21 protein-coding genes are annotated in these 24146 nt (G+C 66.6%); 8 read left to right on the forward strand and 13 right to left on the reverse strand.

All coding sequences use genetic code 11. The annotated features are described in order from the left end of the window. The first annotated feature begins 8 nt into the window (after positions 1 to 8). On the forward strand, positions 9 to 188 hold the full coding sequence (locus Rhe02_RS33300) for a hypothetical protein (RefSeq protein WP_203912410.1): 180 nt from the start codon (positions 9 to 11) through the stop codon (positions 186 to 188). Here the strand turns inward: Rhe02_RS33300 and hrpA are convergent. The 6 genes from hrpA to Rhe02_RS33330 form a co-directional block, all read right to left on the reverse strand. Beyond that, positions 185 to 3976, reverse strand: a complete 3792-nt coding sequence (hrpA, locus tag Rhe02_RS33305) for an ATP-dependent RNA helicase HrpA (RefSeq protein ID WP_239124217.1) — start codon at positions 3974 to 3976, stop codon at positions 185 to 187. The genes Rhe02_RS33300 and hrpA overlap by 4 nt on opposite strands. A 190-nt stretch (positions 3977 to 4166) precedes the next feature. Further along, entirely contained in the window at positions 4167 to 4757 is a 591-nt protein-coding gene (locus Rhe02_RS33310) for a TetR/AcrR family transcriptional regulator (RefSeq protein ID WP_203912411.1), read from the reverse strand. After that, on the reverse strand, positions 4758 to 5525 hold the full coding sequence (locus Rhe02_RS33315) for a fatty acid desaturase (RefSeq protein WP_203912412.1): 768 nt from the start codon (positions 5523 to 5525) through the stop codon (positions 4758 to 4760). Then, complete coding sequence (locus Rhe02_RS33320; protein WP_203912413.1) at positions 5522 to 6988, reverse strand: phytoene desaturase family protein; 1467 nt, start codon at positions 6986 to 6988, stop codon at positions 5522 to 5524. The genes Rhe02_RS33315 and Rhe02_RS33320 overlap by 4 nt, the downstream gene beginning before the upstream one ends. 44 nt (positions 6989 to 7032) lie before the next feature. Next, positions 7033 to 7401, reverse strand: coding sequence for a GntR family transcriptional regulator (locus tag Rhe02_RS33325; protein ID WP_239124218.1), 369 nt, complete (start codon positions 7399 to 7401; stop codon positions 7033 to 7035). Further along, entirely contained in the window at positions 7391 to 8149 is a 759-nt protein-coding gene (locus Rhe02_RS33330) for a hypothetical protein (RefSeq protein WP_203912415.1), read from the reverse strand. Before Rhe02_RS33330 ends, Rhe02_RS33325 begins: the two co-directional genes overlap by 11 nt. A 36-nt stretch (positions 8150 to 8185) precedes the next feature. Here Rhe02_RS33330 and Rhe02_RS33335 point away from each other — a divergent pair, with 36 nt between their 5' ends. Then, positions 8186 to 8692, forward strand: coding sequence for a hypothetical protein (locus tag Rhe02_RS33335; protein WP_203912416.1), 507 nt, complete (start codon positions 8186 to 8188; stop codon positions 8690 to 8692). Here Rhe02_RS33335 and Rhe02_RS33340 read toward each other — a convergent pair. Beyond that, positions 8660 to 9307, reverse strand: a complete 648-nt coding sequence (locus Rhe02_RS33340) for a TetR/AcrR family transcriptional regulator (protein ID WP_203912417.1) — start codon at positions 9305 to 9307, stop codon at positions 8660 to 8662. The two genes, Rhe02_RS33335 and Rhe02_RS33340, sit on opposite strands and share 33 nt — an antisense overlap. A gap of 53 nt (positions 9308 to 9360) precedes the next feature. Between Rhe02_RS33340 and Rhe02_RS33345 the strand changes: the two genes are divergently transcribed. The 5 genes from Rhe02_RS33345 to Rhe02_RS33365 are packed head-to-tail and all read left to right on the forward strand — an operon-like array spanning position 9361 to position 16316. Next, entirely contained in the window at positions 9361 to 10155 is a 795-nt protein-coding gene (locus tag Rhe02_RS33345; protein WP_203912418.1) for a TIGR03084 family metal-binding protein, read from the forward strand. After that, positions 10152 to 11768: an acyclic terpene utilization AtuA family protein gene (locus Rhe02_RS33350; RefSeq protein ID WP_203912419.1), complete on the forward strand. Its 1617-nt coding sequence runs from the start codon at positions 10152 to 10154 to the stop codon at positions 11766 to 11768. The genes Rhe02_RS33345 and Rhe02_RS33350 overlap by 4 nt, the downstream gene beginning before the upstream one ends. Further along, the gene (locus Rhe02_RS33355) at positions 11765 to 13354 is read left to right on the forward strand and encodes an acyl-CoA carboxylase subunit beta (protein WP_203912420.1); all 1590 of its coding nucleotides are present in this window, start codon (positions 11765 to 11767) and stop codon (positions 13352 to 13354) included. Before Rhe02_RS33350 ends, Rhe02_RS33355 begins: the two co-directional genes overlap by 4 nt. Next, positions 13351 to 15168 carry an acetyl/propionyl/methylcrotonyl-CoA carboxylase subunit alpha gene (locus Rhe02_RS33360; RefSeq protein WP_203912421.1) on the forward strand — a complete coding sequence of 606 codons (1818 nt, stop codon included), beginning with the start codon at positions 13351 to 13353 and terminating at the stop codon, positions 15166 to 15168. Before Rhe02_RS33355 ends, Rhe02_RS33360 begins: the two co-directional genes overlap by 4 nt. Beyond that, a complete protein-coding gene (locus Rhe02_RS33365) occupies positions 15165 to 16316 on the forward strand; it encodes an acyl-CoA dehydrogenase family protein (RefSeq protein ID WP_203912422.1) in 1152 nt (383 codons plus the stop codon). Before Rhe02_RS33360 ends, Rhe02_RS33365 begins: the two co-directional genes overlap by 4 nt. Positions 16317 to 16318: 2 nt before the next feature. On the opposite strand, the gene Rhe02_RS33370 is transcribed toward Rhe02_RS33365, so the two are convergent. Continuing rightward, positions 16319 to 17602, reverse strand: a complete 1284-nt coding sequence (locus Rhe02_RS33370) for a citrate synthase (RefSeq protein WP_203912423.1) — start codon at positions 17600 to 17602, stop codon at positions 16319 to 16321. A 147-nt stretch (positions 17603 to 17749) separates the two neighbouring features. Here Rhe02_RS33370 and Rhe02_RS33375 point away from each other — a divergent pair, with 147 nt between their 5' ends. Continuing rightward, positions 17750 to 19321, forward strand: a complete 1572-nt coding sequence (locus Rhe02_RS33375; protein WP_203912424.1) for a PP2C family protein-serine/threonine phosphatase — start codon at positions 17750 to 17752, stop codon at positions 19319 to 19321. On the opposite strand, the gene Rhe02_RS33380 is transcribed toward Rhe02_RS33375, so the two are convergent. The 5 genes from Rhe02_RS33380 to Rhe02_RS33400 form a co-directional block, all read right to left on the reverse strand. Beyond that, entirely contained in the window at positions 19322 to 20284 is a 963-nt protein-coding gene (locus Rhe02_RS33380; RefSeq protein ID WP_203912425.1) for a hypothetical protein, read from the reverse strand. A gap of 12 nt (positions 20285 to 20296) precedes the next feature. After that, positions 20297 to 21181, reverse strand: a complete 885-nt coding sequence (locus Rhe02_RS33385) for an N-acetylglucosamine kinase (protein WP_203912426.1) — start codon at positions 21179 to 21181, stop codon at positions 20297 to 20299. After that, entirely contained in the window at positions 21175 to 22380 is a 1206-nt protein-coding gene (locus tag Rhe02_RS33390; RefSeq protein ID WP_203912427.1) for a family 16 glycosylhydrolase, read from the reverse strand. Before Rhe02_RS33390 ends, Rhe02_RS33385 begins: the two co-directional genes overlap by 7 nt. Positions 22381 to 22467: 87 nt before the next feature. Next, positions 22468 to 23274 (reverse strand): carbohydrate ABC transporter permease, encoded by an 807-nt coding sequence (locus tag Rhe02_RS33395; protein ID WP_203912428.1) that lies wholly within the window; start codon positions 23272 to 23274, stop codon positions 22468 to 22470. Continuing rightward, the gene (locus Rhe02_RS33400; protein WP_203912429.1) at positions 23271 to 24146 is read right to left on the reverse strand and encodes a carbohydrate ABC transporter permease; all 876 of its coding nucleotides are present in this window, start codon (positions 24144 to 24146) and stop codon (positions 23271 to 23273) included. The genes Rhe02_RS33395 and Rhe02_RS33400 overlap by 4 nt, the downstream gene beginning before the upstream one ends.

Below are 24146 nucleotides of genomic sequence, written 5' to 3' on the forward strand. Positions count from 1 at the left end.
TTGAAGTCATGCATTACTACTGGTGCACCGACCACAACCGAGTCGAGACCGACAAAGATGTGTGCCCGGCCAACCGCGTTCTCGGGCCGTACAAGTCGCGGGCCGAGGCGGAGGGAGCGCTGCAGCGTATCTCCGAGCGCGAAGCGCGCATCAAAGAGGAAGATGCCCGCTGGGCGGGCGACAACTAGGCGATGGTAGCCAGGGTGCGGTAGATCCGGACGTCAGAAACCGGATATGCCGTGCCCAGCTCCTGCGCGAAAGTGCCGATCCTCAGCTCCTCGATCATCCAGCGGACCTGTTGCAGGGTGTCCCATCCGGGGCCGCCGGGGCGGATGGTGTCGCGGTAGTCCTCGTATTCGGCGAGCACCTCATCGAGCTTGAGCAGCCTTTCCCGGTCGCGTTGCGGTGCGCTCTCCAATTTGGACAGGCGAAGCTCTATGCCGCGCAGATAACGGACGATGTCGGGGAGCCGGCGAAGGCCGGCCGCCGCGACGAACCCCGGATATACCAGCGCGTCGAGCTGGCCGCGAATGTCGGAGACCGACCTCACCAGAATCACATTGGTGATGCTCTTCAGTTTGCGATCGATCTCGTACCAGGAGCGCAGAATCGGCTCCAATTGACTGAGCAGCTCGTAAAGCGTCTCGCCCACCGCCGCCCGCGCCGACTGCGCCAGCGACTCGAAGGCGGGAGCTGTCCAGGCCGGGCCGCCCGCCTCAATGATGACCTTGTCGATCGCCGCCGTGACACAGTCGTCAAGCAGCGCCGCCACCCCGCCATAGGGGTTGCGGCTCAACGCCAGCTTGGCCTGATTCGACAGCCTTCCCTGAATCGCCTTCAGCGGCGGCGGGGCCGTGAGCCGGAGCAGTTTGCGGGTGCCGCGCCACATCGCACCCCACTGCTCGCCTTCGGTGTCAAACACCGCCACACCAACGGTTTCGCCCTCGTCGACCAGAGCCGGGTAGGCGTTGACTTCGTGCTCACCGCGCTTGCGCCGGACCAGCTTCGCCAGCTCATCGAAGTCCCATCGCGTCAACCCGTGCCGCTCCAGGTCGTCGGCGGCGGCCGCGACCTCTGCCCGCGCCTCCGCCCGCAGCTGCCGCTTGAGCGCGGCGAGATCCTTACCTTCGACCTCACCAACTTTGAAAGTCATTAGCAGATGACTTGGTACCGAGGAAAAGTCCCACGAATCCCGGGGCACCACCACACCCGTCAGCCGCCGCAGCTCCTTTTCCATGGCGGGCAACAGCGGGCCATTCTCCGGGCTGATCTGGCTCAGAACATCGCGCGCCACATCGGGTACCGGGACGAAGTTGCGCCGGATCGCCTTCGGCAGCGACCGGATCAGCGCGATGACAAGCTCTTCGCGCAACCCGGGCACCTGCCACTCGAATCCGTCCGGCGAGATCTGGTTCAGCAGCGGCAGCGGGATGTGCACGGTGACACCGTCGGCGTGCTGGCCGGGCTCGAACTGATAGCTGAGCTGGAGTCCGTCCCAAGTGGACGGATAATCCTCCATGCTCACATCCTTGGTGATGAGCAGATCTTTGGTGAAGGTCAGCAGCTCGGGAGTGCGCCGCCCGACCTTCTTCCACCACGAGTCGAAATGCCTTCCCGATACGATGTCGGCGGGCAGACGCTGGTCGTAGAAGGCATACAGCGTCTCGTCGTCGACGAGAATGTCGCGCCGGCGGGCCCGGTGCTCAAGCTCCTCAACCTCCTCCAGAAGGTCACGGTTGGCTTGGAAGAACTTGTGATGGGTCTCCCAGTCGCCTTCGATCAGCGCCTGGCGGATGAACAGCTCACGGCTCAGCACCGGATCGATGCGGCCGTAGTTCACCTTGCGTTTGACCACAATCGGCAGGCCGTAAAGGGTGACCTTCTCGTAGGCGACCACGGCCGCCTGTTTCTTCTCCCAATGCGGTTCGCTGTACTGCTTTTTCACCAGATGCTGGGCCAGCGACTCGGCCCACTCGGGCTCGATCTTCGCGGCCACCCGGCCCCAGAGCCGGGAGGTCTCCACCAGCTCCGCACACATCACCCAACGCGGGTTCTTCCGGAACAGCGCCGACCCCGGGAAGATGGCGAAACGCGCGTTGCGGGCGCCCTGATAGTCGCGCTTGTCGGGGTCGTAGAAGCCGAGGTGGCTCAGCAGGCCGGCCAGCAGCGACTGATGCACGCGCAGCGGCTCGGCCGGCTCGGTGTTGATGGCGAAACCGAGGCCCCGCACCACTTGGCGCAGCTGGGCCTGTAGATCCTGCCATTCCCGAACGCGCAGATAGTGGAGATACTCGTTCTTGCACATCTTGCGGAACTGGCTCGACGACAGCTCCTTTTGCTGCTCCCGCAGGTACTCCCACAGTTTCAGATAGGCGCCGAAATCTGACTCGGGGTCCTTGAATCGCGCATGCGACTGGGTCGCCTGCGCTTCCGCCTCGGTCGGCCGTTCCCGTGGATCCTGAATGGACAGTGCCGAGGTGATGATGAGCAATTCCCGGACACACCCGTTGCGGTCCGCCTCCAGCACCATCCGCGCCAGCCGCGGGTCCAGCGGCAGCTGGGCAAGCTTGCGCCCGACCGCGGTCAGCCTTCCCTTGCCGCCAGCCGGCGCCACCCGCGTGGACGTCTCGAGCGCGCCGAGCTCCTCCAGCAAAGCCAGACCATCGTTGATCTGCCGGCGATCGGGCGGATCGAGAAAGGGGAACGCCGCGATGTCACCCAACCCAAGCGAGATCATCTGCAGGATGACGCTCGCCAGGTTGGTCCGCAGAATCTCCGGATCGGTGAACTCGGGGCGCGCCTCGAAGTCGTTTTCGTCGTAGAGGCGGATGCATATACCGTCCGACGTCCGGCCACAGCGGCCCTTGCGCTGATTGGCCGAAGCCTGCGAGATCGGCTCGATCGGCAGCCGCTGCACCTTGAGACGGTTGCTGTAGCGCGAGATTCGTGCCGTCCCCGGATCAATCACGTACTTGATTCCGGGCACGGTCAGCGAGGTTTCGGCCACGTTCGTCGCCAGGACTATGCGCCGGCCGGTGTGTGGCTGGAACACCCTGTGCTGCTCGGCCGTTGACAGCCGGGCGAAGAGCGGGAGCACCTCGGTGTGCCTAAGGTTCTTGCGGCGCAAGGCATCCGCCGTGTCGCGGATCTCGCGCTCGCCGCTGAGGAAGACCAGGATGTCTCCGGGGCGCTCCCCGCTGAGCTCATCGACCGCGTCGCAGATCGCCTGGATCTGGTCTTCAGACTCCCACGGCCGATAGCGCACCTCCACCGGGTAGGTCCGGCCCGACACCTCCACTATCGGGGCGTCGCCGAAATGCCGCGAAAAGCGCTCCGGGTCAATGGTGGCGGAGGTGATGATGACCTTGAGATCGGGGCGTCTTGGGAGCAGCTGCTTCAGGTACCCGAGAATAAAATCGATATTCAAACTGCGCTCGTGCGCCTCGTCGATAATCAGCGTGTCATATTGCGACAAACTTCGATCGCTGGTGAGCTCGGCGAGCAGGATGCCGTCGGTCATCAGTTTGACCAGCGTCTGCTCGCTGACCTGATCGGTAAATCGGATCTTCCAGCCGACCGCGCCGCCGAGCGGCGTCTCCAGCTCCTGCGCGATCCGTTCGGCGACCGTGCGGGCCGCTATCCGCCGCGGCTGGGTGTGCCCGATCAGCCCCTTGATCCCCCGGCCCAGCTCCAGGCAAATCTTGGGGATCTGGGTGGTTTTGCCCGACCCGGTTTCCCCGGCCACAATGACCACCTGATGATCCCGGATCGCCGCCGCGATCTCGTCTTTCTTCTGCGCCACCGGCAGGTCATCGGGATATTGGATGCGCGGCACCGACTCCGCCCGCGCCCGCACCCTCTCCTGCGCCGCCTCAATGCCAGCGGGGTCAGGTCGGCGCGCCAGCCGCAGCTGATCGCGAATCATCAGCCCGGATAGGCGCTCGCTCAGCTCTGGCGTCATCTGCGGCTTCTCCATCTCGATGCCCAGCTTATTAGCCCACCCCCTCCCCCTTGCCAGCGGTTTTCCCCGCACCCACCGGCGACACCGCCGCGCATGATCCGCGACTTCGAGGGAACCGCAGCTAACCACTCGGCCACGGCCATATCTCGCCCGAAAACCGCGAGAATCTTGCGCAGTCCTCAGCTCGTTGGCTGCCGGGCGCGGGCTAGTTACCGCCGCCCAGAGAGTCGATTAGCAGGGCTAGGCGGTGGGCGGCTTGGAACATCTGCTCGGGGCCGGTGCGGTCGGCGTGTAGGTGGGAGAGCATCTCCAGGCCGAGGTAGGTGGCGACAGCCGCCGACGCCAGCTCGGGAACGGGGACGATGTCGGCGATCGGCGAGCCGGCGAGCAGCTTGTGGATGACCGACTCGGCGAACTCCTGCCAGCGCGCCGTTTCCTCCTTCACCTGCGCGGCGAGGCGGGGTGAGGCCACGGCCGCGGCGACCAGCTCCTGTATCGCGGCGATGTGGCCCTCGGCGGTGTCCTCCTCGTAGAGCGAGCGCAGCCGAATCGCCAGATCGGCTGCGCCCGTGAAGTCTTTCGTCTCCGCCTGGTACCGCTCCAGCCTTCGCGCGCTGGTGAAGCGGGCGGTCTCGACGAACAGGTCATCGAGGTCGGTGTAGTGGTAGTAGATGACGCCCGGGGCGAACCCGCCGGTCTTGGCGATCGCCCGGGCGGTCGTCTTGCCGTACCCCACAGAAGCAAGGGTGTGCACCACGGCCTGAAGCAAACGTTCTTTGGTTTCAGCGCGCGCCACCTAGGGGACCTTTCTGGGCCGGACTCCGGCCGCCGCGAACATCGGGTCGAGCCGGCGGGACAGCTCGGCGAGCCGGTGGCTGGGCACCTGCGGGTGCAGATGATGCTCAAGATGGTAGGTCAGCTCCAGGAAGATCGCCGGAATGATGCGCCCCCGCAGGGTGCGCGTCTGGGTCAGCGGCGTGTCCCCGAAGTCGTGATGTGGCAGGTAAACGGTGAGCAGCGGGTAGACCCAGCTGCCGGCTATGGCCATCACCGCATAGACCAGGAGCCCGGGGGTAATGGGCCACAGCAACGCCCCGGCGATAACGGCGGTGAACGGCATCGCCGCCTCGGCGAGGAGCCAGCCCCGGGCGGAGGGGGTGCGCCGCCAGGCCCACCACCACAGCCGTCCCAGGAACACAGGTCCATATACCACTGCGCCGAGGAAGCTCAGGTGCGCCGGATAACCCTCGGGGTCGTCGTCGCTGGGGAAGGTTCGATGGTGCTGCAGGTGGGTTATCCGATAAGCGTGACCGCTCTCCAGCAACACCAGCCCGCAGAAGAACAGTGCCCAGTCGGTCTGCCGTGCGTTCAGGCCGATCGCGCGGTGGACGACGTCGTGGGTCACCGTCACCACGGCCACGAAGATGGCGAACATGACGATCGGGGTGAGCCACCACCAGCCCAGCCAGGCCACGGTGGCGAAAACGGCCACCCCGGCGAAGGGGCGGGTGAGGGCCACCACCCGTTGGCGTGGCGAGGTTTCCAGCAGATCCGGCGTAATCATCTCAGGATCCCCTTCGCGACGATGCGGCTTCCCAGGACACAGGCGACGGTGCCCAAGCCGGGCCAGGTGGTGTCGCCGACCAGCCACAGCCCGTCGATGCCGATGTCGTGCGGAACCGCCAACTGGTTGGTGTTGCGCAAGGTCTGCCGCACCCCGCCCACCGCTCCGCGTGGGCGCCAGGTGAAGCGCTCGTAGCTGCGGGGAGTCCCCACCTGGTAGACGACGGCGCGTTCGCCCAGATGGGGGTAGACCCGCTGCGCGCAGCGCACCAGATGTTCCCCGAGCTCTTTCTTGCGCTGCTCGTAGTCGGGCCCGTCCCAGCCCTCCAGATCGGTGTGGGTGGAAATCATCACCGCCCGGTGCCTGGCCGGGGCGCTTTGCAGATCGTCAGGGGCGGAGACGGAGACGAACATGTTGTTGCCCTCGCCCAGCGGGCGGCGGTAGTCCTGCATCAGCTGGTGATGGGTGAAGTCCTGCCCGGCCACCTCCTCCTGCGGGACGCCGAGGAAGGCCACCACCGCGCCGCCCAGCTCGGGCTCGTCGCGTTTGATGAACCGCCGCAGGCGATCAGTCGTCATTGGACAGATCTGCGCGGTCGACGCGATCGGCAGCGAGCTGACGACCTGGCGGGCGCGCCACTCGCCGCGGTTGGTGCTGATGATGAATCCGGGCTCGACCCGATGCACCCGGCACCCGGCCTGCAACACGCCACCCAGCTCTCGATAGCGGCTGACGAGAAGTTTCCAGAAGCCGTGCATTCCGCCGTGATGGCGGGTCAGGCCGGCGCCCCGGATGGTCACGCCGAGCGCGGAATTGATGAGCGGGGCTCGGTCGACGGTGCTGTGCACGGTGTCTTCGACGAGCATGCCCAACAGCCCGGCCAGGGCGTCTTCCTGCCTCAAACCGAAGCGGCGCAAGGCATCGCCCAGCGTCCAGGTCAGATATCGGGCCAGCGGCAGGTTACCGGCGCCCAGCGCTCTCAGGTCGGCCCAGAGATCCTGCGGGGTACGGATCGGCAGCTTGATCCCGTTGCGGCTCGCCGCCCAGAACACGCCGGCCAGCCGATCGAGCAGCGCCCAGAAGGCCACATGACCCGGGCTCGAGCCGAGCGAGCGCAGCCTTTCTTCATGCCATCGGCGCTGGTCCCGGTAGAGGGTGACTTTTCGATCGGGCAGCCAGGCCACATAGCCGGGCAGCCGCTCCCCGTTGAGCGCGCCCAGGCCGACCGTCTCCAGGAACTCGCCGCCCACCCCGCCGGGCTCGAAGTCGACCAGGGTGGTGGCTCCCACATCGAAGGAGAAGCCCTTGTGGCGGAAGTATCCCGCGCATCCACCCGCGTGCCCGTGTGCCTCAAGGACCACTGTGGACAGCCCGGCGGCCTGCAACCGCAGCGCGGTGGCCAGGCCGGCCATCCCGCCGCCCAGTACGGCGACCTCAAAGTTCTGAACACTCGTTCTGAACATGCGTTCAAAATAGACGCCATGGCTCGTCTAGGCAAGGGGCTGAACTACTCGCCCAGCGCTGAGGTGATCGCGGCCCGCGCCTCCGCGGCGGAGACACCGAGGCGGCGCGTGGTCGCCACATAGGCCTGCGCCGCATCGGCCAGTCGCTGGCGGATTTCCTTGGGCGCCAAGGGCTTCACCGCGGCCACCGTGGTGCCGTGCCGCACCCGGCTGCGGACCAGGCCAGCCGACTCCAGCTCGCGGTAGGCGCGGGCTACCGTGTTGGCGGCCAGGCCGAGGTCGGCGGCGAGCTGACGGATCGTGGGCAGTTGCGCGTCCTCCGCCAGCGCGCCAGTGATGATCATCGTGGCGAGCTGGGCGCGGATCTGCTCGTAGGGCGGCACCGGGCTGGCCGGGTCCACCTCAAGCAGCACGAAGAACCAGCCAGCGCGAGGTTGCCACGGCCCAGCCAAGGATGGCCACCAGCACATAGCCGACGAAAGCCAGCACAGGATCCAGGCCCAGCTTGAACAGCTGGCCAAGCACGAGGAAGAGGATCAGGGCCGTGCCACCTCCGGCGAGCACGTTGAGCGAACGCGAGCGGATCGCGTCGTCGGCCGCGATCAGATCGGGTGACCCGGCCGGTTGTGGCCGGTCCAGCACCCGGCGCTGGATCACCAGCACCAGCGCCACGACCGCCAGCGCGCCGACGGTCCACGGGAGAGTGCGCATCGGGCTGATCAGTCCAATGGGGACGATGAGCACGGCGGCGACGCGAAACAGCGCGCGGCCCGGAGGCGAGACGTAGGTGGACAGCTTGCGCCGGGTGACGAAGGCCATCCGCTGCGGGCCGGAAGGCGGTGGCAGCACCCGCAACTCCGCGATGAGCGCGCCGGCGAACCATCCCGCCAGCAGCGGCAGCGAGTTGATGCTGATAGCCGGAAGACCGGTGAGAACCGAAGCCACCACACCCATTGCCAGGCCGAGAGCGCGCCAGCGCCGGGTGGTGGCCAGATAGGCGATGACGTGGTTTCCATTGTCGACAGTGATAGCAAGCCGCTGCCGGGTGGAGAAGGCAAGCACCTGGCTGGGGTACACCGGCGAACCCGAGACACGCCAAGCCATCCACAGCGGCACGGAAAGCGCCAGCACCAGAAGCTCGGGCAAGAGCATGTCCTGCATCTCGCCAATGTAGCAGACACCTGATACATTGCCATCATGACCGAGGCGGGGGTGTGGCAACAGCTCGACTACACGGCCGGTCTTCCGTTGCGCCGCACCAGGAAGAGACTCGCAATAACGTTAATCGCAATCACTGTCGCGGCGATGGGGCTGGTGGTGGTCTTCCGCTCCGGCGTGATTACGCCCCGCGTCGGCTGGCCCCGGCGCAGCGCGGGCTGGGGTGCCGAGCACGGCCCGGGCCACCTCGCGATCGGTCTTCCGGTGGAGAATCAAGGGCTTATCCCGGTCACCATTGTCGGGATTGGACAGAATCTGCCCGGGTTCGAGCTGGAGCCGCCGCAGGCCGGTCTCTTCCCGGTCACCCTCCAGCCCGGCCAGCAGATCGAGCTCCGAGTCGCTTACCGGGTCACAGATTGCGCGGCCTTCCCGCGGCTCAGTGTGATTCCCGTGCAGATACAGCGTTCTTGGGGCACGCAGACCGGCCGGGTCGAGTTCGACGGGCTGCAACACCTAAGCTGCCAAACACCTCTGGACCAGGGCTGAGATCTCGTCACGCTTGGCCAGGCTGAACCGGCCCTGGTCCGACAGCAGCCCGCCCATCACCAGGTCGACCTGTTGCGCGGCAATCTCTTCCGGACCCACCCGGCCCGTCGGGTCGTACCAGGTCCACATCCACTGCACCGAGCCGTAGAACATGAGGGCCATAAGGTTGGCGTCACCGGGCCGGAAGGTCCCGTCGGCCATGCCGTCGCGGACCACGCCGGTGACGAGGGCTGAATACTCCGCGCGCAGTTTGCGCGCGTCCTCAAGGGCCGGGCTTTCGCGCAGATGCAGGATCTCGCGCTGGAAGGCCACCGCCTCGTCGCGATGGTAGGCCTGGTAGAAGACGGCCGCGTAGATGAGCGCCGCGACCCGGTCGGCCGGCTGATCGGTGGCGGCCAGGATGCGCTGCGCCTCGTCGAGCCGCTGGCGCATATAACGCTCTTGAAGCTCGCGCAGCAGCTGGTCCTTGGTGCCGAAGTGGTGAACGATGGTGCCTTTCGACATTCCCAGCTCCGAAGCGATATCGCCGAAGTTGGTTCGCTCATAGCCGCGTTCGGCCACACTGCGGATGAAGGCGTCAAGAATCTCGTCTCGGCGGCCGGAGGGTCTAGCCATGCCGGTAAGCATAACTCTTGACCGTACGTGCGGTCAGTAACTAGATTTGGGCCATGTCCGCCCTCAACGCCGTGCTGGCCGATCTGCACGCCGAAAGCGACGACCTCGACCAGCGGGTCGCCGCCCTCTCCACCGAGCAATGGGCCACGCTTACGCCCGCCCCCGGGTGGACCATCGCCCACCAGATCGCCCACCTCGCCTGGACAGATGAGGTGAGCCTGCTCGGGGTCGTGGATCCGGAACGGTTCGCCGAAGTGCTCGGCGAGGCGGCCGCCGATCCGGGCGGGTTCGTCGACGCCAGCGCCAACGCGGGCTACACCGCGACCGCTGGGGAGCTTCTTGTCCGATGGCGGGCCGGGCGGGCCGCCCTCGCGGTGGCCCTGGCCGGGGTTCCTGATGGAACGAAGCTGCCTTGGTTTGGTACCCAGATGAGCGCCACCTCAATGGCGACCGCCCGCTTGATGGAGACCTGGGCGCACGGGCAGGACATCGCTGACGCTCTTGGCATCCAGCGCGTGCCGACCGCACGCCTCAAGCACATCGCGCGGCTGGCCGTGCGCACCCGCGACTATTCCTTCGGTGTCAACGACCTCGCCCCGCCCGGCGGGGAATTCCGCATCGAGCTTGGCGCGCCGAGCGGCGACGAGATCTGGGAGTTCGGCCCGACCGACGCCACCGATCGCGTGGCCGGCCCGGCGCTCGACCTTTGCCTTCTCGCCACTCAGCGCCGGCACCGCACCGACCTTTCGCTCGTGGCCACCGGCGCCGACGCCGACAGGTGGCTCGACATCGCCCAGGCCTTCGCCGGCCCGCCCGGACAGGGCCGCACCGCCGGGCAGTTCGCATGAGCTCGGGCACAAGCCTGCGGGTCGGCAACGCGTCGGGGTTTTACGGCGACCGCTTCAGCGCCATGCGCGAGATGCTCACCGGCGGAAAGCTCGATGTGCTCACGGGTGACTATCTGGCCGAGCTAACCATGTTGATCCTGGGCCGCGATCGCCTCAAGGACCCCAATCTTGGCTATGCGCGAACGTTTCTGCGTCAGATGAAGGAGTGCATGTCGATCGCACTCGGGGAAGGCGTGAAAATCGTCTCCAATGCGGGCGGGCTGAACCCTGCCTCGCTGGCCGGTGAGCTTCGTGCGCTCAACCCCGATGCGAAGATCGCCTATGTGACCGGCGATGATCTGCTAGAACGTTATCCGGATCAGATAACCGCCAATGCCTATCTGGGCGCTTGGGGCATCGCCGAGTGCCTGCGGGCGGGCGCCGATATCGTCGTCACCGGCCGGGTCACCGACGCGTCGCTGGTGGTCGGTCCGGCCGCCGCCCATTTCGGTTGGCAGCGCAACGATTTCGACGCCCTCGCCGGTGCGGTCGTGGCCGGGCATGTGCTCGAATGCGGCGCGCAGGCCACCGGCGGCAACTATTCGTTCTTCAACACCCTTGACCTGTCCAAGCCGCTCGGCTTCCCGATCGCGGAGCTACGCGATGACGGTTCCTGTGTGATAACCAAGCATTTGGGTACCGGTGGAGCCGTAACCGTGGGCACGGTGACCGCCCAGCTCCTCTATGAAATCGACGCACCGCGCTATCAAGGCCCGGATGTGGTGGCGCGCTTCGACACCATCGAGCTGGCCCAGGAAGGTGCCGATCGGGTGCGCATCAGCGGTGTGCGCGGCGAGGCGCCGCCCACGACGGTCAAGGTCTGCCTCAACCGGCTGGGCGGCTTCCGCAACCAGGTGGAATTCGTGCTCACCGGCCTTGACAGCGATGCCAAAGAAGCCCTTATCCGCAGCCAGCTTTCGGGTGTCACCGGCGCGATCTGGACCCGCCACGGCGACCTGTTGCGCTGCACGGTCAAGGATTCCTCGCCGGAGGCGGTCGGGCGAGCCTTCAGCAGCAAGGCCATCGAGCTCGCGCTGGCTTCCTACCCCGGCTTCCACGTGACCGCACCTCCGGGCGACGCGCAGCCCTACGGCGTCTACACGGCCGCCTATCTCCCCGCGACCGAGGTCCCGCATCTCGCTGTCCTGCACACCGGCGAAGAACGTTCCATCGCCCCGACACCCGGCTCCGCCACCACCCTTGCCGAGCCGGTTGCCGCGCCTGGCCCGGCCGCTGCGCCCGGCGCAGACACGGCGCGGCGGCCGCTCGGCGTGATTGCCGGTGCGCGGTCCGGGGACAAAGGTGGCGACGCCAATGTCGGGGTGTGGGCGCAAACAGATGAGGCCTACCGATGGCTGGCCGAAACGCTGACCGTGGCGAGACTGCGGGAGCTGCTGCCCGAGGTGCAACAGGCACAACGTTATGAGCTGCCCAACCTGCGCGCGCTGAACTTTGTGTGCCGCGGGCTGCTGGGCGAGGGGGTCTCGTCGAGCACGCGCTTTGACCCACAGGCAAAAGCGCTTGGTGAACAGTTGCGTGCAGTCGAGGTCGACATTCCGGTGGAGCTGCTATGACGATATTCAAGTCCGCTTTGGACACCCGTACCGGCGACTTCGCGGCCAACCGTGCCGCCATGCTCGAAAAGCTCGCCGAACTAGACAAGGAACATGCCAAGGCGGTGGCCGGAGGCGGGCCGAAATACACCGAGCGCCACCGCAAGCGCGGCAAGCTGCTCGCCCGGGAACGCATCGAGCTGCTGGTGGACGAGGGCACCCCGTTTCTGGAGCTGTCTCCGCTGGCCGCCTGGGGCTCGGATTACCCGGTCGGTGGCAGTGTGGTCACCGGCATCGGGATAGTCGAGGGCGTCGAATGCCTGGTCACCGCCAATGACCCGACCGTGCGGGGCGGCGCGAGCAACCCGTGGACGCTGAAGAAGATATTCCGCGCCAACGACATCGCCCTGGCCAATCGACTCCCGGTGATCAGCATGGTGGAGTCGGGTGGCGCCGACCTGCCGTCGCAAAAGGAGATCTTCATCCCGGGCGGCCGGCTCTTCCGCGATCTGACCAGGCTTTCCAAGGCGGGGATTCCCACCATCGCCCTCGTCTTCGGTAACTCCACCGCGGGCGGGGCCTACGTGCCCGGCATGTCGGACCACAGCGTGATGATCAAGGACCAGTCGAAGGTCTTCCTGGGCGGACCGCCGCTGGTAAAGATGGCCACCGGCGAGGAGTCCGACGACGAGTCGCTCGGTGGCGCGCAGATGCACGCCCGAGTTTCCGGCCTGGCCGACTACTTCGCCCTCGATGAGATGGATGCGCTGCGCATCGGCAGGCGCATCGTCAAACGGCTGAACTGGCCGCGCAAACCGCGGCCGCAAGCGCAGTCGCCACGTTATAGCGACGAGGACCTGCTCGGCATCGTGCCGACCGATCTGCGCCTGCCCTTCGACCCGCGCGAGGTGATCGCGCGGATCGTCGACGACTCCGACTTCGACGAGTTCAAGCCCAGCTACGGCGACAGCCTCGTCACCTGCTGGGCGCAGCTCAACGGCTATCCGATCGGGGTGCTCGCCAACGCCCGCGGTGTGCTGTTCAGCGCGGAGTCGCAGAAGGCGGCCCAGTTCATCCAGCTCGCCAACCAGACCGGCATCCCGCTGCTGTTCCTGCACAACACCACCGGTTACATGGTGGGCGCGCAATACGAACAGGGCGGCATCATCAAGCACGGCGCAGCGATGATTAACGCGGTTTCCAACAGCACTGTCCCCCACCTGTCCGTCCTCATTGGAGCTTCCTATGGGGCGGGGCACTATGGCATGTGCGGCCGCGCATACGATCCACGATTCCTCTTCGCCTGGCCGAGCGCGAAATCGGCGGTGATGGGCCCGGCCCAGCTGGCCGGGGTGCTGTCGATCGTCTCCAGACAGGCGGCGGCCGCGGCCGGGCGCGAATTCGACGAGGATGCCGATACCGTGGTGCGTGCCATGGTGGAACAGCAGATCGAGTCGGAGTCGCTGCCGATGTTCCTGTCCGGGCACCTTTACGACGACGGGATCATCGACCCCCGCGACACCCGGACCGTGCTCGGGCTCTGCCTCGACGTCATAAACAACACCGAATTCCAAGGCGCGCAAGGATATGGGGTGTTCCGGCTGTGATCACGTCGGTACTGGTCGCCAACCGGGGCGAGATCGCCCGGCGCATCTTCCGCACCTGCCGCGACGCGGGCATCAGGACGGTGGCGGTCTACTCGGACCCGGATGCCCAGTCGGCACACGCCTCCGAAGCCGATCTGGGGGTACCCCTTCCCGGCGCCACCCCGGCGGAGACCTACCTGCGGGGTGATCTGATCATCGCGGCCGCGAAGGCGGCCGGCGCCGACGCGATCCATCCCGGCTACGGTTTCCTGTCGGAAAACGCCGACTTCGCCCAGGCGGTCATGGATGCGGGCCTGACCTGGATCGGCCCGCCGCCGGAAGCCATGCGGGCGATGGCCTCCAAAGTGGAGGCTCGCCGCCTCGTCTCGGCGATCGGGGTGCCCATCCTGGAGGGCACCGAGCGCTATCCCCTGATCATCAAGGCATCGGCCGGTGGCGGCGGGCGCGGCATGCGGATCGTGCGCACCCCGCAGGAACTGCCCGCCGCTCTGGAGCAGGCGCAAGCCGAAGCGCAGAGCGCCTTCGGCGACGGCGCCGTCTTCACCGAGCCCTATCTGGAGTCGGCACACCACATCGAGGTGCAGATCCTCGCCGACACCCACGGCACCATCTGGGCGCTGGGCGAGCGCGAATGCTCCCTGCAACGGCGGCACCAGAAGGTTATCGAGGAGACACCCTCCCCGCTTGTCGAGCAAACCCCCGGGCTGCGCGCGCGGCTCTTCGAGGCGGCGATAGCCGCCGCGAAAGCGGTCTCCTACACCGGCGCCGGGACTGTCGAATTTCTCGTGCAGGGCGACGGCTTCTACTTCCTGGAGATGAATACCCGGCTTCAGGTCGAGCATCCGGTCACCGAGGCGGTCTTCGACCTCGATCTGGTGGCCTGGCAGCTCGACATCGCCAACGGCGAGGCGCTGCCGGTGAACCCGCCCAGCCCGACCGGCCACGCCATCGAGGCACGGCTCTACGCCGAGGATGCCGCCTTCACGCCGCAAACCGGTCTGCTGCACCGTTTCGAGGTCACCGGGCCGGTGCGGGTGGACAGCGGCTATCGATCCGGCGATGCGGTTTCCGTCCACTACGACGCCATGCTCGCGAAGGTCATCGCTTACGCGCCCAGCCGGGCCACGGCTGCGGCCAAGCTGGCGGGGGTGTTGGAGCGGGCGCGGCTGCACGGGGTACCAACAAATCGGGATCTGCTTGTGCAGACATTGCGGCATCCAACCTTCCTCGCTGGAAAGGCTGATACTGCGTTTCTCGAAGCCAACCCTGGCGTCGCGCCCAGCCTCGACCTGCTCCTGCTCGCCGCCGCCTTGTCGCGTCCGGTCGGCTGGCGCAATGTCCGGTCGCAGCCGGTGACCCATCGATTCGATGCCGGCGACGTCACGTTCCAGCTGAGCCGCACCGGGCCACAGCTCGACCACGGGGCCACCCTGGTCAGCAGCGGGCCGACGGCGGTGGTGCTGGAGGTGGGCGGGGTGCATCACCGGTTTGACGTGTCGACCTATGGCGACCTGGTGTGCGTCGACTCGGTGCGCGGATCCGCGACGCTGCAACGGCTACCACGTTTCATCGATCCGTCGGCCGAGGCCGCGCCGGGCACCCTGTGCGCGCCGATGCCGGGAATGGTCACCGAGGTGCTTGTCGCTGTGGGCGACAAAGTCGAAGCGGGCCAGCCGCTGCTTCGGCTCGAAGCGATGAAGATGCAACACACCGTGCAAGCCCCAACCGCCGGCGTCGTCAACGAGCTGTCTGTCGGCAAAGGACAGCAGGTCGATTCCGGCGCACCGCTAGTCACAGTCTCGGAGGAATCGTGAACTTCGTTGAGTCCACAGAACAGCTGGAGCTGCGCAAGGCCGTGGCGGCCATGGCGCAAGGCTTCGGCAAAGACTACTTCCGCACCGAGGCACGGGAAGGCCGCAGCGGCAGGGAAATCTGGCTTGAGGCCGGGCGACTCGGCTACCTCGGGGTCAACCTGCCGGAGAAGTTCGGCGGCGGCGGCGCTGGGATCTACGAACTGGCCCTGGTGCTGGAAGAGCTTGCGGCTTCCGGCTGCCCGCTGCTGATGATGGTGGTCTCGCCCGCCATCTGCGGCACCATCATCTCGCGCTTCGGCACCGAAGAGCAGAAAGAGCAGTGGCTGCCCGGGATAGCCGATGGGTCGAAGATCATGGCCTTCGCCATCACCGAACCGGACGCGGGCTCGAACGCGCACCAGATCACCACCACCGCCCACCCGGCACCCGACGGCGGCTGGCTGCTGAGCGGGCGCAAGGTTTTCATCTCCGGTGTGGACCATGCCGACGCGGTGATGGTGGTGGGCCGGACCTCGTCCGCCGAGGGATACCTGCGCCCCGCGCTGTTCATCGTGCCGACGGCCGACATCGAGTACCAGCCGATCGCCATGGAGCTGGTGTCCACCGAGAAGCAGTTCATGGTCTTCCTCGATGAGGTGGCGCTACCCGCTTCGGCCATCGTCGGTGGCGCGGACGCCGACCTGCAACAGCTCTTCGCGGGTCTCAACCCCGAGCGCATCATGGCGGCGGCGTTTTCGGTCGGCTTGGGCCGCTACGCGCTTGCGCGCGCCGCCGCCTACATGAAGGAGCGCTCGGTTTGGGGCACGCCCATTGGCGCGCACCAAGGCCTGGCCCATCCGCTGGCCCAAGCCGCCATCGAGATCGAGCTGGCCAAACTGATGATGCAGAAGGCGGCCTGCCTTTACGACAGCGGCGACGACCGCGCCGCCGGCGAAGCGGCCAACATGGCCAAATACGCCGCGGCGGAGGCTGCGGTACGCGCGGTGGACCAAGCCGTGCACAGCCTCGGCGGCAACGGGATGACCGTGGAGTACGGCTTGGCCCATCTCGTCAACGTCGCCCGGGTGAGCCGGGTCGCACCGGTCAGCCGGGAGATGATTCTCAACTTTGTGGCCCAGCAAAAGCTGGGCCTACCCAAGTCTTATTAACGTTATCGGGATTCGATGGGGGTGTAGGGGCGGCGGGAGGCGCCCACGTAGACCTGGCGTGGGCGGCCCAGTTTGGTGGCCGGGTCTTCGATCATTTCGCGCCATTGGGCTATCCAGCCGGGCAGCCTGCCGAGCGCGAAGAGCACCGTGAACATCTTGGTCGGGAAGCCCATCGCCTTGTAGATGACGCCCGTGTAGAAGTCCACGTTGGGATACAGCTTGCGGGACACGAAGTATTCGTCCGCGAGCGCTATCTCCTCGAGGCGCATTGCTATGTCCAGCAACGGGTCTGGCTTGTGCAGCTTGGCAAGCACGTCCTGCGCCGCCTTCTTCACGAGGGCGGCGCGCGGGTCATAGTTCTTGTAGACCCGGTGCCCGAAGCCCATCAGCCGGACGCCGTCCTCCTTGTTCTTCACCTTGCGCACGAACGCTTCCACGTCACCGCCGGTGCGGTGGATCTCGGAGAGCATCTCCTGCACGCTCTGGTTCGCGCCGCCGTGCAGGGGGCCGAAAAGCGCGTTCACGCCGGCCGACACCGAGGCGAAAAGGTTGGCCTGGCTCGACCCGACGAGGCGAACCGTTGAGGTGGAACAGTTCTGCTCGTGGTCGGCGTGCAGGATGAAAAGTAAATCCAATGCCTTCGCGTGTACCGGATCCACCTCGTACTCCTGCGCCGGCACCCCGAAGGTCATGCGCAGGAAGTCCTCTACGTAGCCGAGCCGGTTGTCCGGGTAGAGCAGCGGCTGCCCGATCGACTTCTTGTGCGCGTATGAGGCGATGGTCGGCACCTTCGCCATCAACCGGACCGTGGACATCTCCACGTGGTCGCGGTCGAACGGGTCCAGGCTGTCCTGGTAGAAGGTCGACAACGCGCTGACCGCCGACGACAGCACCGCCATCGGATGCGCGTCGCGCGGGAACCCGTCGAAGAAGCGGCGCATCTCCTCGTGCAGCAGGGTGTGCATGCGCAGTTTCCCGTTGAACTCGGCCTGCTGCGCCGCGGTCGGCAGCTCGCCGTAGATCAGCAGGTAGGAGACTTCGAGGAAGGTGGATTTCTCGGCCAGCTCCTCGATCGGATATCCGCGATAGCGCAGGATCCCCTCATCCCCATCGATGAAGGTGATCTTCGACTCACAGGCAGCTGTGTTCATGAAGCCGTGGTCCAGGGCGACGTGCCCGGTCTCCTTCAGCAGTCCACCGACGTCGATGCCCGACGGCGTCTCGGTGCCTTCACGTACCGGCAGCGGTAGCTCGCCTTTGGGGTGCTTAAGCAAGAACTCCGACATTTCACTTCACTCCGGGTTTCGGACGACAAGTGGCCAAGGTCATCGCGCTCAAGAGTACGGCTCCGCTCCGCCGCCTCGCGCGCCATCCTACGAATGACGAGAGCTTAACCGGGCGTTGGTACCCAGGCTTGGCGATACATTCGGGATGTGATCTCTTCGTCCGGCACCGGCGGCGGTGTGCGTGACGAGTATGCCCGTGTCGACTGGGCCGCCTCCGCGGTCGGAACGCCCGAAACGTGGAGCCCCACCCTGGTCGCCGCGGTCGACCTCACCCTGAGCACGCGTTTTCCGGTCACTCTGCTCTGGGGGCCGGAGTTCGTGCTGCTCTATAACGACGCGTATGTCCAGTTGATCGGGGACAAGCACCCGGCCGCCCTGGGCGCCCGCGCCGAGGAGATCTTTCCGGAGATCTGGGACCAGGTCGGGCCGATGCTCAATTCGGTCCACGACGGTGGCAGCGCCACCTGGGTACAAGACCTGCGGCTCGACCTGAAGAGGCATGGGTTCCTGGAGGAGTGCTACTTCACGTTCTCCTATTCCGCGGTCCGCGGCGCCGACGGTGAGGTCGAAGGAGTAATAGACATCACGGCGGAAAGCACCGGCCAGATCATCGCCGGTCGGCGGATGGCGCTGCTGGCGGAGCTGACCACCCAGCTGGCCGGGCTGAGCGATCTCGATCACGTGCACGACCGCGCCCTGCGCGTGCTGCGCACCGACCCCGCCGACCTGCAGGAGGTCGAGATCCTCCGCGGTGGCGAGCCGCCCGCCGGGCCGGCCGGGACCGATCTGTTCTTCGACGGCCGCAAGGTGTATCTGCGGCTGTCCGCCTCCGAATCGGCCGAGAACCACACGCTGCTCGTGACACTCAGCCCGGTGTTGCCCCTGGATCCCGCCTACCTTGGGTTCCTGCGCCTGATCGGCTCCAGCATCGGCCAGGCCATCAACCGGGTGGGTGCCCAGGCCGCCGAACGCCGGATCGCCATTCTCGAAAAGGAGATGTCGGAGGCGCTGCAGCGAAGCCTGCTGACCGACTCGGTGGCCGCCGAGGGCGTCCAGATCGCGGTGCGCTATCGCCCGGCGGCCGAACAGGCCTATGTCGGCGGCGACTGGTACGACTCGTTCGCCTTCGACGACGGCTGCCTCACCGTGGCGATGGGCGATGTCACCGGCCACGACAGGCAAGCCGCCGCGGCGATGGCCCAGGTCCGCAACCTGTTGCGCGGCATCGCTTACACGATTCGCAAGCCACCCGCCCTGATACTGTCCGAGTTGGACAGATGCCTGTCCGGCCTGGGGCTGGCCACCGTGGCCACCATACTGCTGGCCCAGCTGGAGCCCGACCCACGCTCCGGAAGGCACACCCTGCAGTGGGCCAACGCGGGACATCCGCCGCCCGCGCTGCTGCGGCCCGACGGCACGGCGTGTCTGCTGGAGGCGATTCCGGAGGTGCTGCTCGGTGCGGTCCCGACCGCTCCGAGAACAGACCACCTCATCGAGCTGGAGCCGGGATCCTCCGTGGTGCTGTTCACCGATGGCCTGATCGAACGCCGCAGACCCGCCCTCTCCCACGACCCGGAGAGCCTGATCGCGGTGCTGGCCGGATGCCAGCACCTCTCTCCGGAGCGGCTCTGCGACCGCATCCTGGCCCACTTCGGCGAGCCCGGCGAGGACGATGTCGCCCTCACCGTGGTGCGCACTTTGCCGATTCGCCGCGCCTAGTCAGCCCCAGCGCTGGGCGAGCCTGCGCGCCCGGGCGAAGCCGGCCTCCGGCTCATCGAAGAAGAAGTCGGCCCACGGGCTGGCGGTAACGGTCGGCCCCAGCAGTTTGAACTGCTCCTTGGCGCGGGCATGTTCGCCGGCGAAGTGGAACGCGAGAGCGAAGACGTTGTGTCCCACCAACCAGGTCGGGCCGTGGCGATACTGCGGGTGCAGAACGGAGCGCTCCGCGGCCGCCTCCAGCTCCGCCAGCACATGCGGCTGCCGGAAGTACCACGTCCGCCTCGCCAGCGGGAGATGACCGGCCTGCTCGAGGTGGACCCAGGCGACCAGCTCGCCCTGCTGATGGCCGGCGGGCGCGCTCAGGAAGGCATCCTTCGCGAAGTCGTGCATCAGGTCCAAGCTGCCGCCCCATTTCGGGCACAGCCGCTGAAAGAAGCTGAACTGGGCGGTGAGGTTGTGTGCGCTCTCGGCGTGGACGCGAAAGTAGCGCCGGCGGGTCTCCTCCAGGCCCAGCTCGAGGCCGACGGCGGTTTTCAGGCTCAGGCTCCACGCCGCAGCGTTGTCCGGCTCGGCGTCTGTTATCTCGCTGAGGATCAGCTCGGCGATCTGCAACTGGTCGTGGAAGCCCAGCAGGCGCTCGGCGCTGAGGTAGCGCGCGTATGGGCCCCCGCGAATCTCCCACGCCATCGAAATGCGCCGCGAGGCAAGCAGAAGCGGGGCCAGCGTGCCCTGATCCACTCTGAGCACGATGTCGGCAAGCCAATCCTCGATGCCGGCCAACCCGCCCACCCAGCCCGCATAGTGGGCCTGATCATCCCAGTTATCGATCTGCTCGAAGAAGAATTCCAGGGAAAGCCAATCGCGCGCAGCCACGATCTCGCTCAGCTCGACAAGCCTGGCATCGCCCAGACAGGGGTCGATGGCGGCCTTGGGCAGCCGCTCGCGCTCGGCGAAAAAGGGCATGCGCCATGGTAATCATGGCCCGGCAATCGACAGCCGAGCGGCGAGCCTTGCTGCGCCGACCTCGCCCGGCTCGGCGAGCACGATCTGGGTCTGCGGAAATCGAGTCGCCAGGCGGCGTGAGACCGACTCGCGAACCATGTCGAAATGGCGCAGCACACTGCCGGACAGGACGATCGGGCCGCCGCGATGGACCTGCTCGGCCGCGGCACAGAGATGGCCGGCCGCCGCCTGGGTGAGGGCGACCGCGGCGGGATCGCCGTGGCGGGCCGCGTCGAGCACGAGCGGAGCGAGGCGGGCGAGGTCGTGTGGCGGGCGGCTCTGCACGGCGATGACGAACTCGTCGGGATCGGTGTTGCCGACCGCCTGGGCAACCGATTCCACCAGCAACCCGTGAGACGGCGCGGCGTAAAGGGCGCGGGCGGTCAGCGCGGCCGCTTCTCTGCCCAGCCAGAAGCCGGAGCCGAGATCGCCCAGGAGCCAGCCGAGGCCGTCGGCGACCTCGGTCTGGGCGCCGTTGGCTATTCGGGCGGCTACTGCTCCCGTACCCGAGATAAGAACTGTGCCATCAAGGGACGTGCTGCCGGCGGCGAAGGCGACGACCACATCGCCGACGATGTGTGGCTCGACGGGCAGGCCGAGGTCGAAGGCGGCGGCGACCGCGGGGTCGGCGAGCCGGCTGGAGCCGGCCATGCCGATGACGACCGAGACGATTCGGGAGCTGTCCACTTCGGACAGAGCTGCGGCGCAGGCGGCGCGCAACTGCGCTACGGCCTTCGGAATCGGGACGGAGACAGGGTTCGCGGCACCCGCGCGGCCGAAGCCGACGCGGGTGCCATCGAGGGTGGTGACCAGCGCCCGAGACGCTGTGCCACCGACATCGATTCCGAGAACTAGCACTTACCCAGGTCTTCCCATTGCCCTGTCCAGCCGGGTTCGGAGCCCTGGGTCCACCAGCGGGCGCGCCACAGGTGCACGCCATCGCCGGAGGGCGGGCCGCCGGGAACGCCGTTCGCGCTGCGCTGGTGCTTCACGCGAGCCCCGCCGAGATAGACGGTGCTGATGTTCCAGAACGGCGCGTTGGCACAGCTGGTGCCACCGGTCGAGCTGGGCGTCGGCGAAACCGAGGGGGACGGCGACGGTGAGGACGACTGGGAAGCGGTCGGGGTCGAGGTGGGACAGGTGCCGCCGCCCGTGCCGACGGTGTCGGTGTGGGTGACGCCGGCGGCGCGATAACCGTTGACCCGCGAAGAAACCTGCGCCGGGGTGAGCGCCTCGTTGACCGTGTGGTACAGGTAGTCCACCTGTTGCCGGTAGGTCGCCGTCCCGCCGGAGTGGGCCGCCGTGTCAATGAACCAGAGATTGAAGTTAATCGACATGGGGGTTTCCGGGTAGTAGATGCCGCTGTGATCGGCCACCTGTGCGCCATCGATGAAGTATTTAACATGCCCGGCGGAAACGGTGAACATCAGGTCATGCCAGCCCGCGAAGGACTGCCGCTGCTCGCCGTGGGTGTTCACGGCCTCCCACGGATCGGGACGGTAGGTCTCCCAAGTGGTCTCGTAGAAGATGTTCGACGGCTCGCCCCACCCGCCGTTCGGCAGGTACTCAAAATCGATCTCGCCGTAGTCCGGGTCCATCGGCGCATTGAGCGGGGTGATGGTGAAGAACGTTTCCACCAGGTGATCGCCATCGGTCCCGGTGACCGGCACATCGGCGAACTTCACCCGGGCGGCGTAGGTGCCCTCGAAGAACTTGCGCTGGTGCAAGAACTCCGCCTGGCTGGTGCCGCCACCGGTCCCGTCGGTGGAAGCCTGAAGCTGCAACGACTTCGCGCCGTCCACGGTCGGGAATGAAACGTTAGACGCGGGCCAGGAGGCGCCGGGCACGCCCGGGCCGCCCGAGTTGGTCCGCACGGACCAGCCGCGCTGGCTGATCAGCGGGTCGGCGGGCCCGCTATAGGAGAAATCGTCGAACAGTGCTGCACAGGTGGGCAGGGCCGCCGTGGCTGATCCGCCAAGAACAGCGGCCACAGTGCCAGCTGCGAGAGCGGTCAGAGTCGCTACGCTCGCTGCAACCGCAGCTCGTCGTTTCGACATGTTGTGCTCCTTTCCGATGAAGGGGCCATGGTGCGGTTGTGGCGGCGCCGGTCTAGCCACCGGCGCCGCTCCCGTGTTTTCCCCCGCTTACTTCACCGCGCCGGCGGTCAGGCCGGCCCGGATCTGTCTTTGGAACAGCACGTAACCGATCAGAACCGGCAGGATCGCGATGACCAGCCCGGCGAACAGGCCACTCCAGTCACTGCGATAGCCCTGGCTCACCGCGAGCGCAGCAAGCCCTTGGGCCAGGACGTAACGGTCCGGATCGGGGTTGAGAACCAGCGGGAGCAGGTACTGGTTCCACAACCCGAGAAGGTTGAAGATGCCCACGCTGACCAGGCCGGGACGCGCCATCGGCAACATGACGCGGAAGAAGACCCCGGCGTGGGAAGCGCCGTCCAGGAAGGCGGCCTCGGCCACGGCCGTGGGCAGCGAACGGAAGAACGCGTGCAGGAAGAAGACGGTGAACGGCAGCGCATACGCGGCATAGACCAGGATCAGCCCGTGGTAGGTGCCGAGCATGCCCAGGTTGTCCACCACGAAGAACAGCGGGACCAGCGCCAGGAAGACCGGGAACAGCATCCCCGCCACCAGCGTGTAGTAGATCGTTCTATTGCCCGGGAACTCGTACCGGGCAAGGCAATAGGCCATCAGCGAGCCCAGCAGCATGGTCAGCACCAGGGCGAGCCCGACCACAATTACCGTATTGAACAGATATTTGCCGATCGACGCCTGGCTCCAGGCACGGGACCAGTTGTTCCACTGCGGCGACGCGGGCAGCGACCATGGGCTGTCGAAGATCTCCGCATCGGTCTTGAACGAGGACACCACCGCCCAGACCAAGGGCAACGTGACCACGGCCGCCCAGATCGTCAGCACGAAATGTTTCTTCATGCCAGTTCCACCTGTTCCCGCCGGGTCGCCCGCAACAGCAGCGCGGCCAGCGAAAGCGTCAGCAGGAACATGGCCACCCCCATCGCGCTCGCGTATCCGAACTTGCCGTAGGTGAAAGCGTTGCGCCACAAGCCGAGGCCCATCACCTCGGTGCTGTTGTCGGGCCCGCCCGGGCCCACCGTCATGATCTGAACCAGGGCGAAGCCGTCCAGCGCGGCGATTCCCAGGTAGATGAAGGCCACCTGGACGCTTTCGAAGATGAGCGGGAGCGTGATGCGCCGGAAGATCGCGCCGCTGGAGGCGCCGTCGATGAGCGCCGCCTCCATCAGCTCCACCGGGATCGACTCCATCGCCGCTGAAAACAACACGACATAGAAACCGACGGCCGACCAGATCATCGCCGCCATCACGCACCACAGCGCCAGATCGGGCTCGGCCAGCCAGCTCTGCTTCCACGACGACAAACCGACCGCGTTGAGGAAACCGTTGAGCAGGCCGCTGTTTGGCGTGTAGACGAACTGCCAGAGCACCGCGATGATGGCGACACTGAGCAGCTGCGGGAAGAAATAGACCACCCGGTAGACCCGCGTGCCCCGGGTCGCGGCCGAGAAGAATAACGCTAAAACGATGGTGGCCAGCGGCACGACAAGGAGCAGCAGACCGTTGTTGCGCAAGGCCGCCAGGAACAGCGGGTCGCTCCACAGCTTGGTGAAGTTGGCCAGTCCCACCGGGTTCGCCTCGTTGGAGATGCCGTTCCAGTCGGTGAACGCCAGATAGAACGCCTGCACATACGGCGAGATGACGAAGATGGCGTAGAGCGCCAGCGGCGCGGCCATCGCCCCCACCAGAAACCTGTACTTGCCGTGCCGCAT

The organism is Rhizocola hellebori, from assembly GCF_016862955.1.
GTDB lineage: Bacteria > Actinomycetota > Actinomycetes > Mycobacteriales > Micromonosporaceae > Rhizocola > Rhizocola hellebori.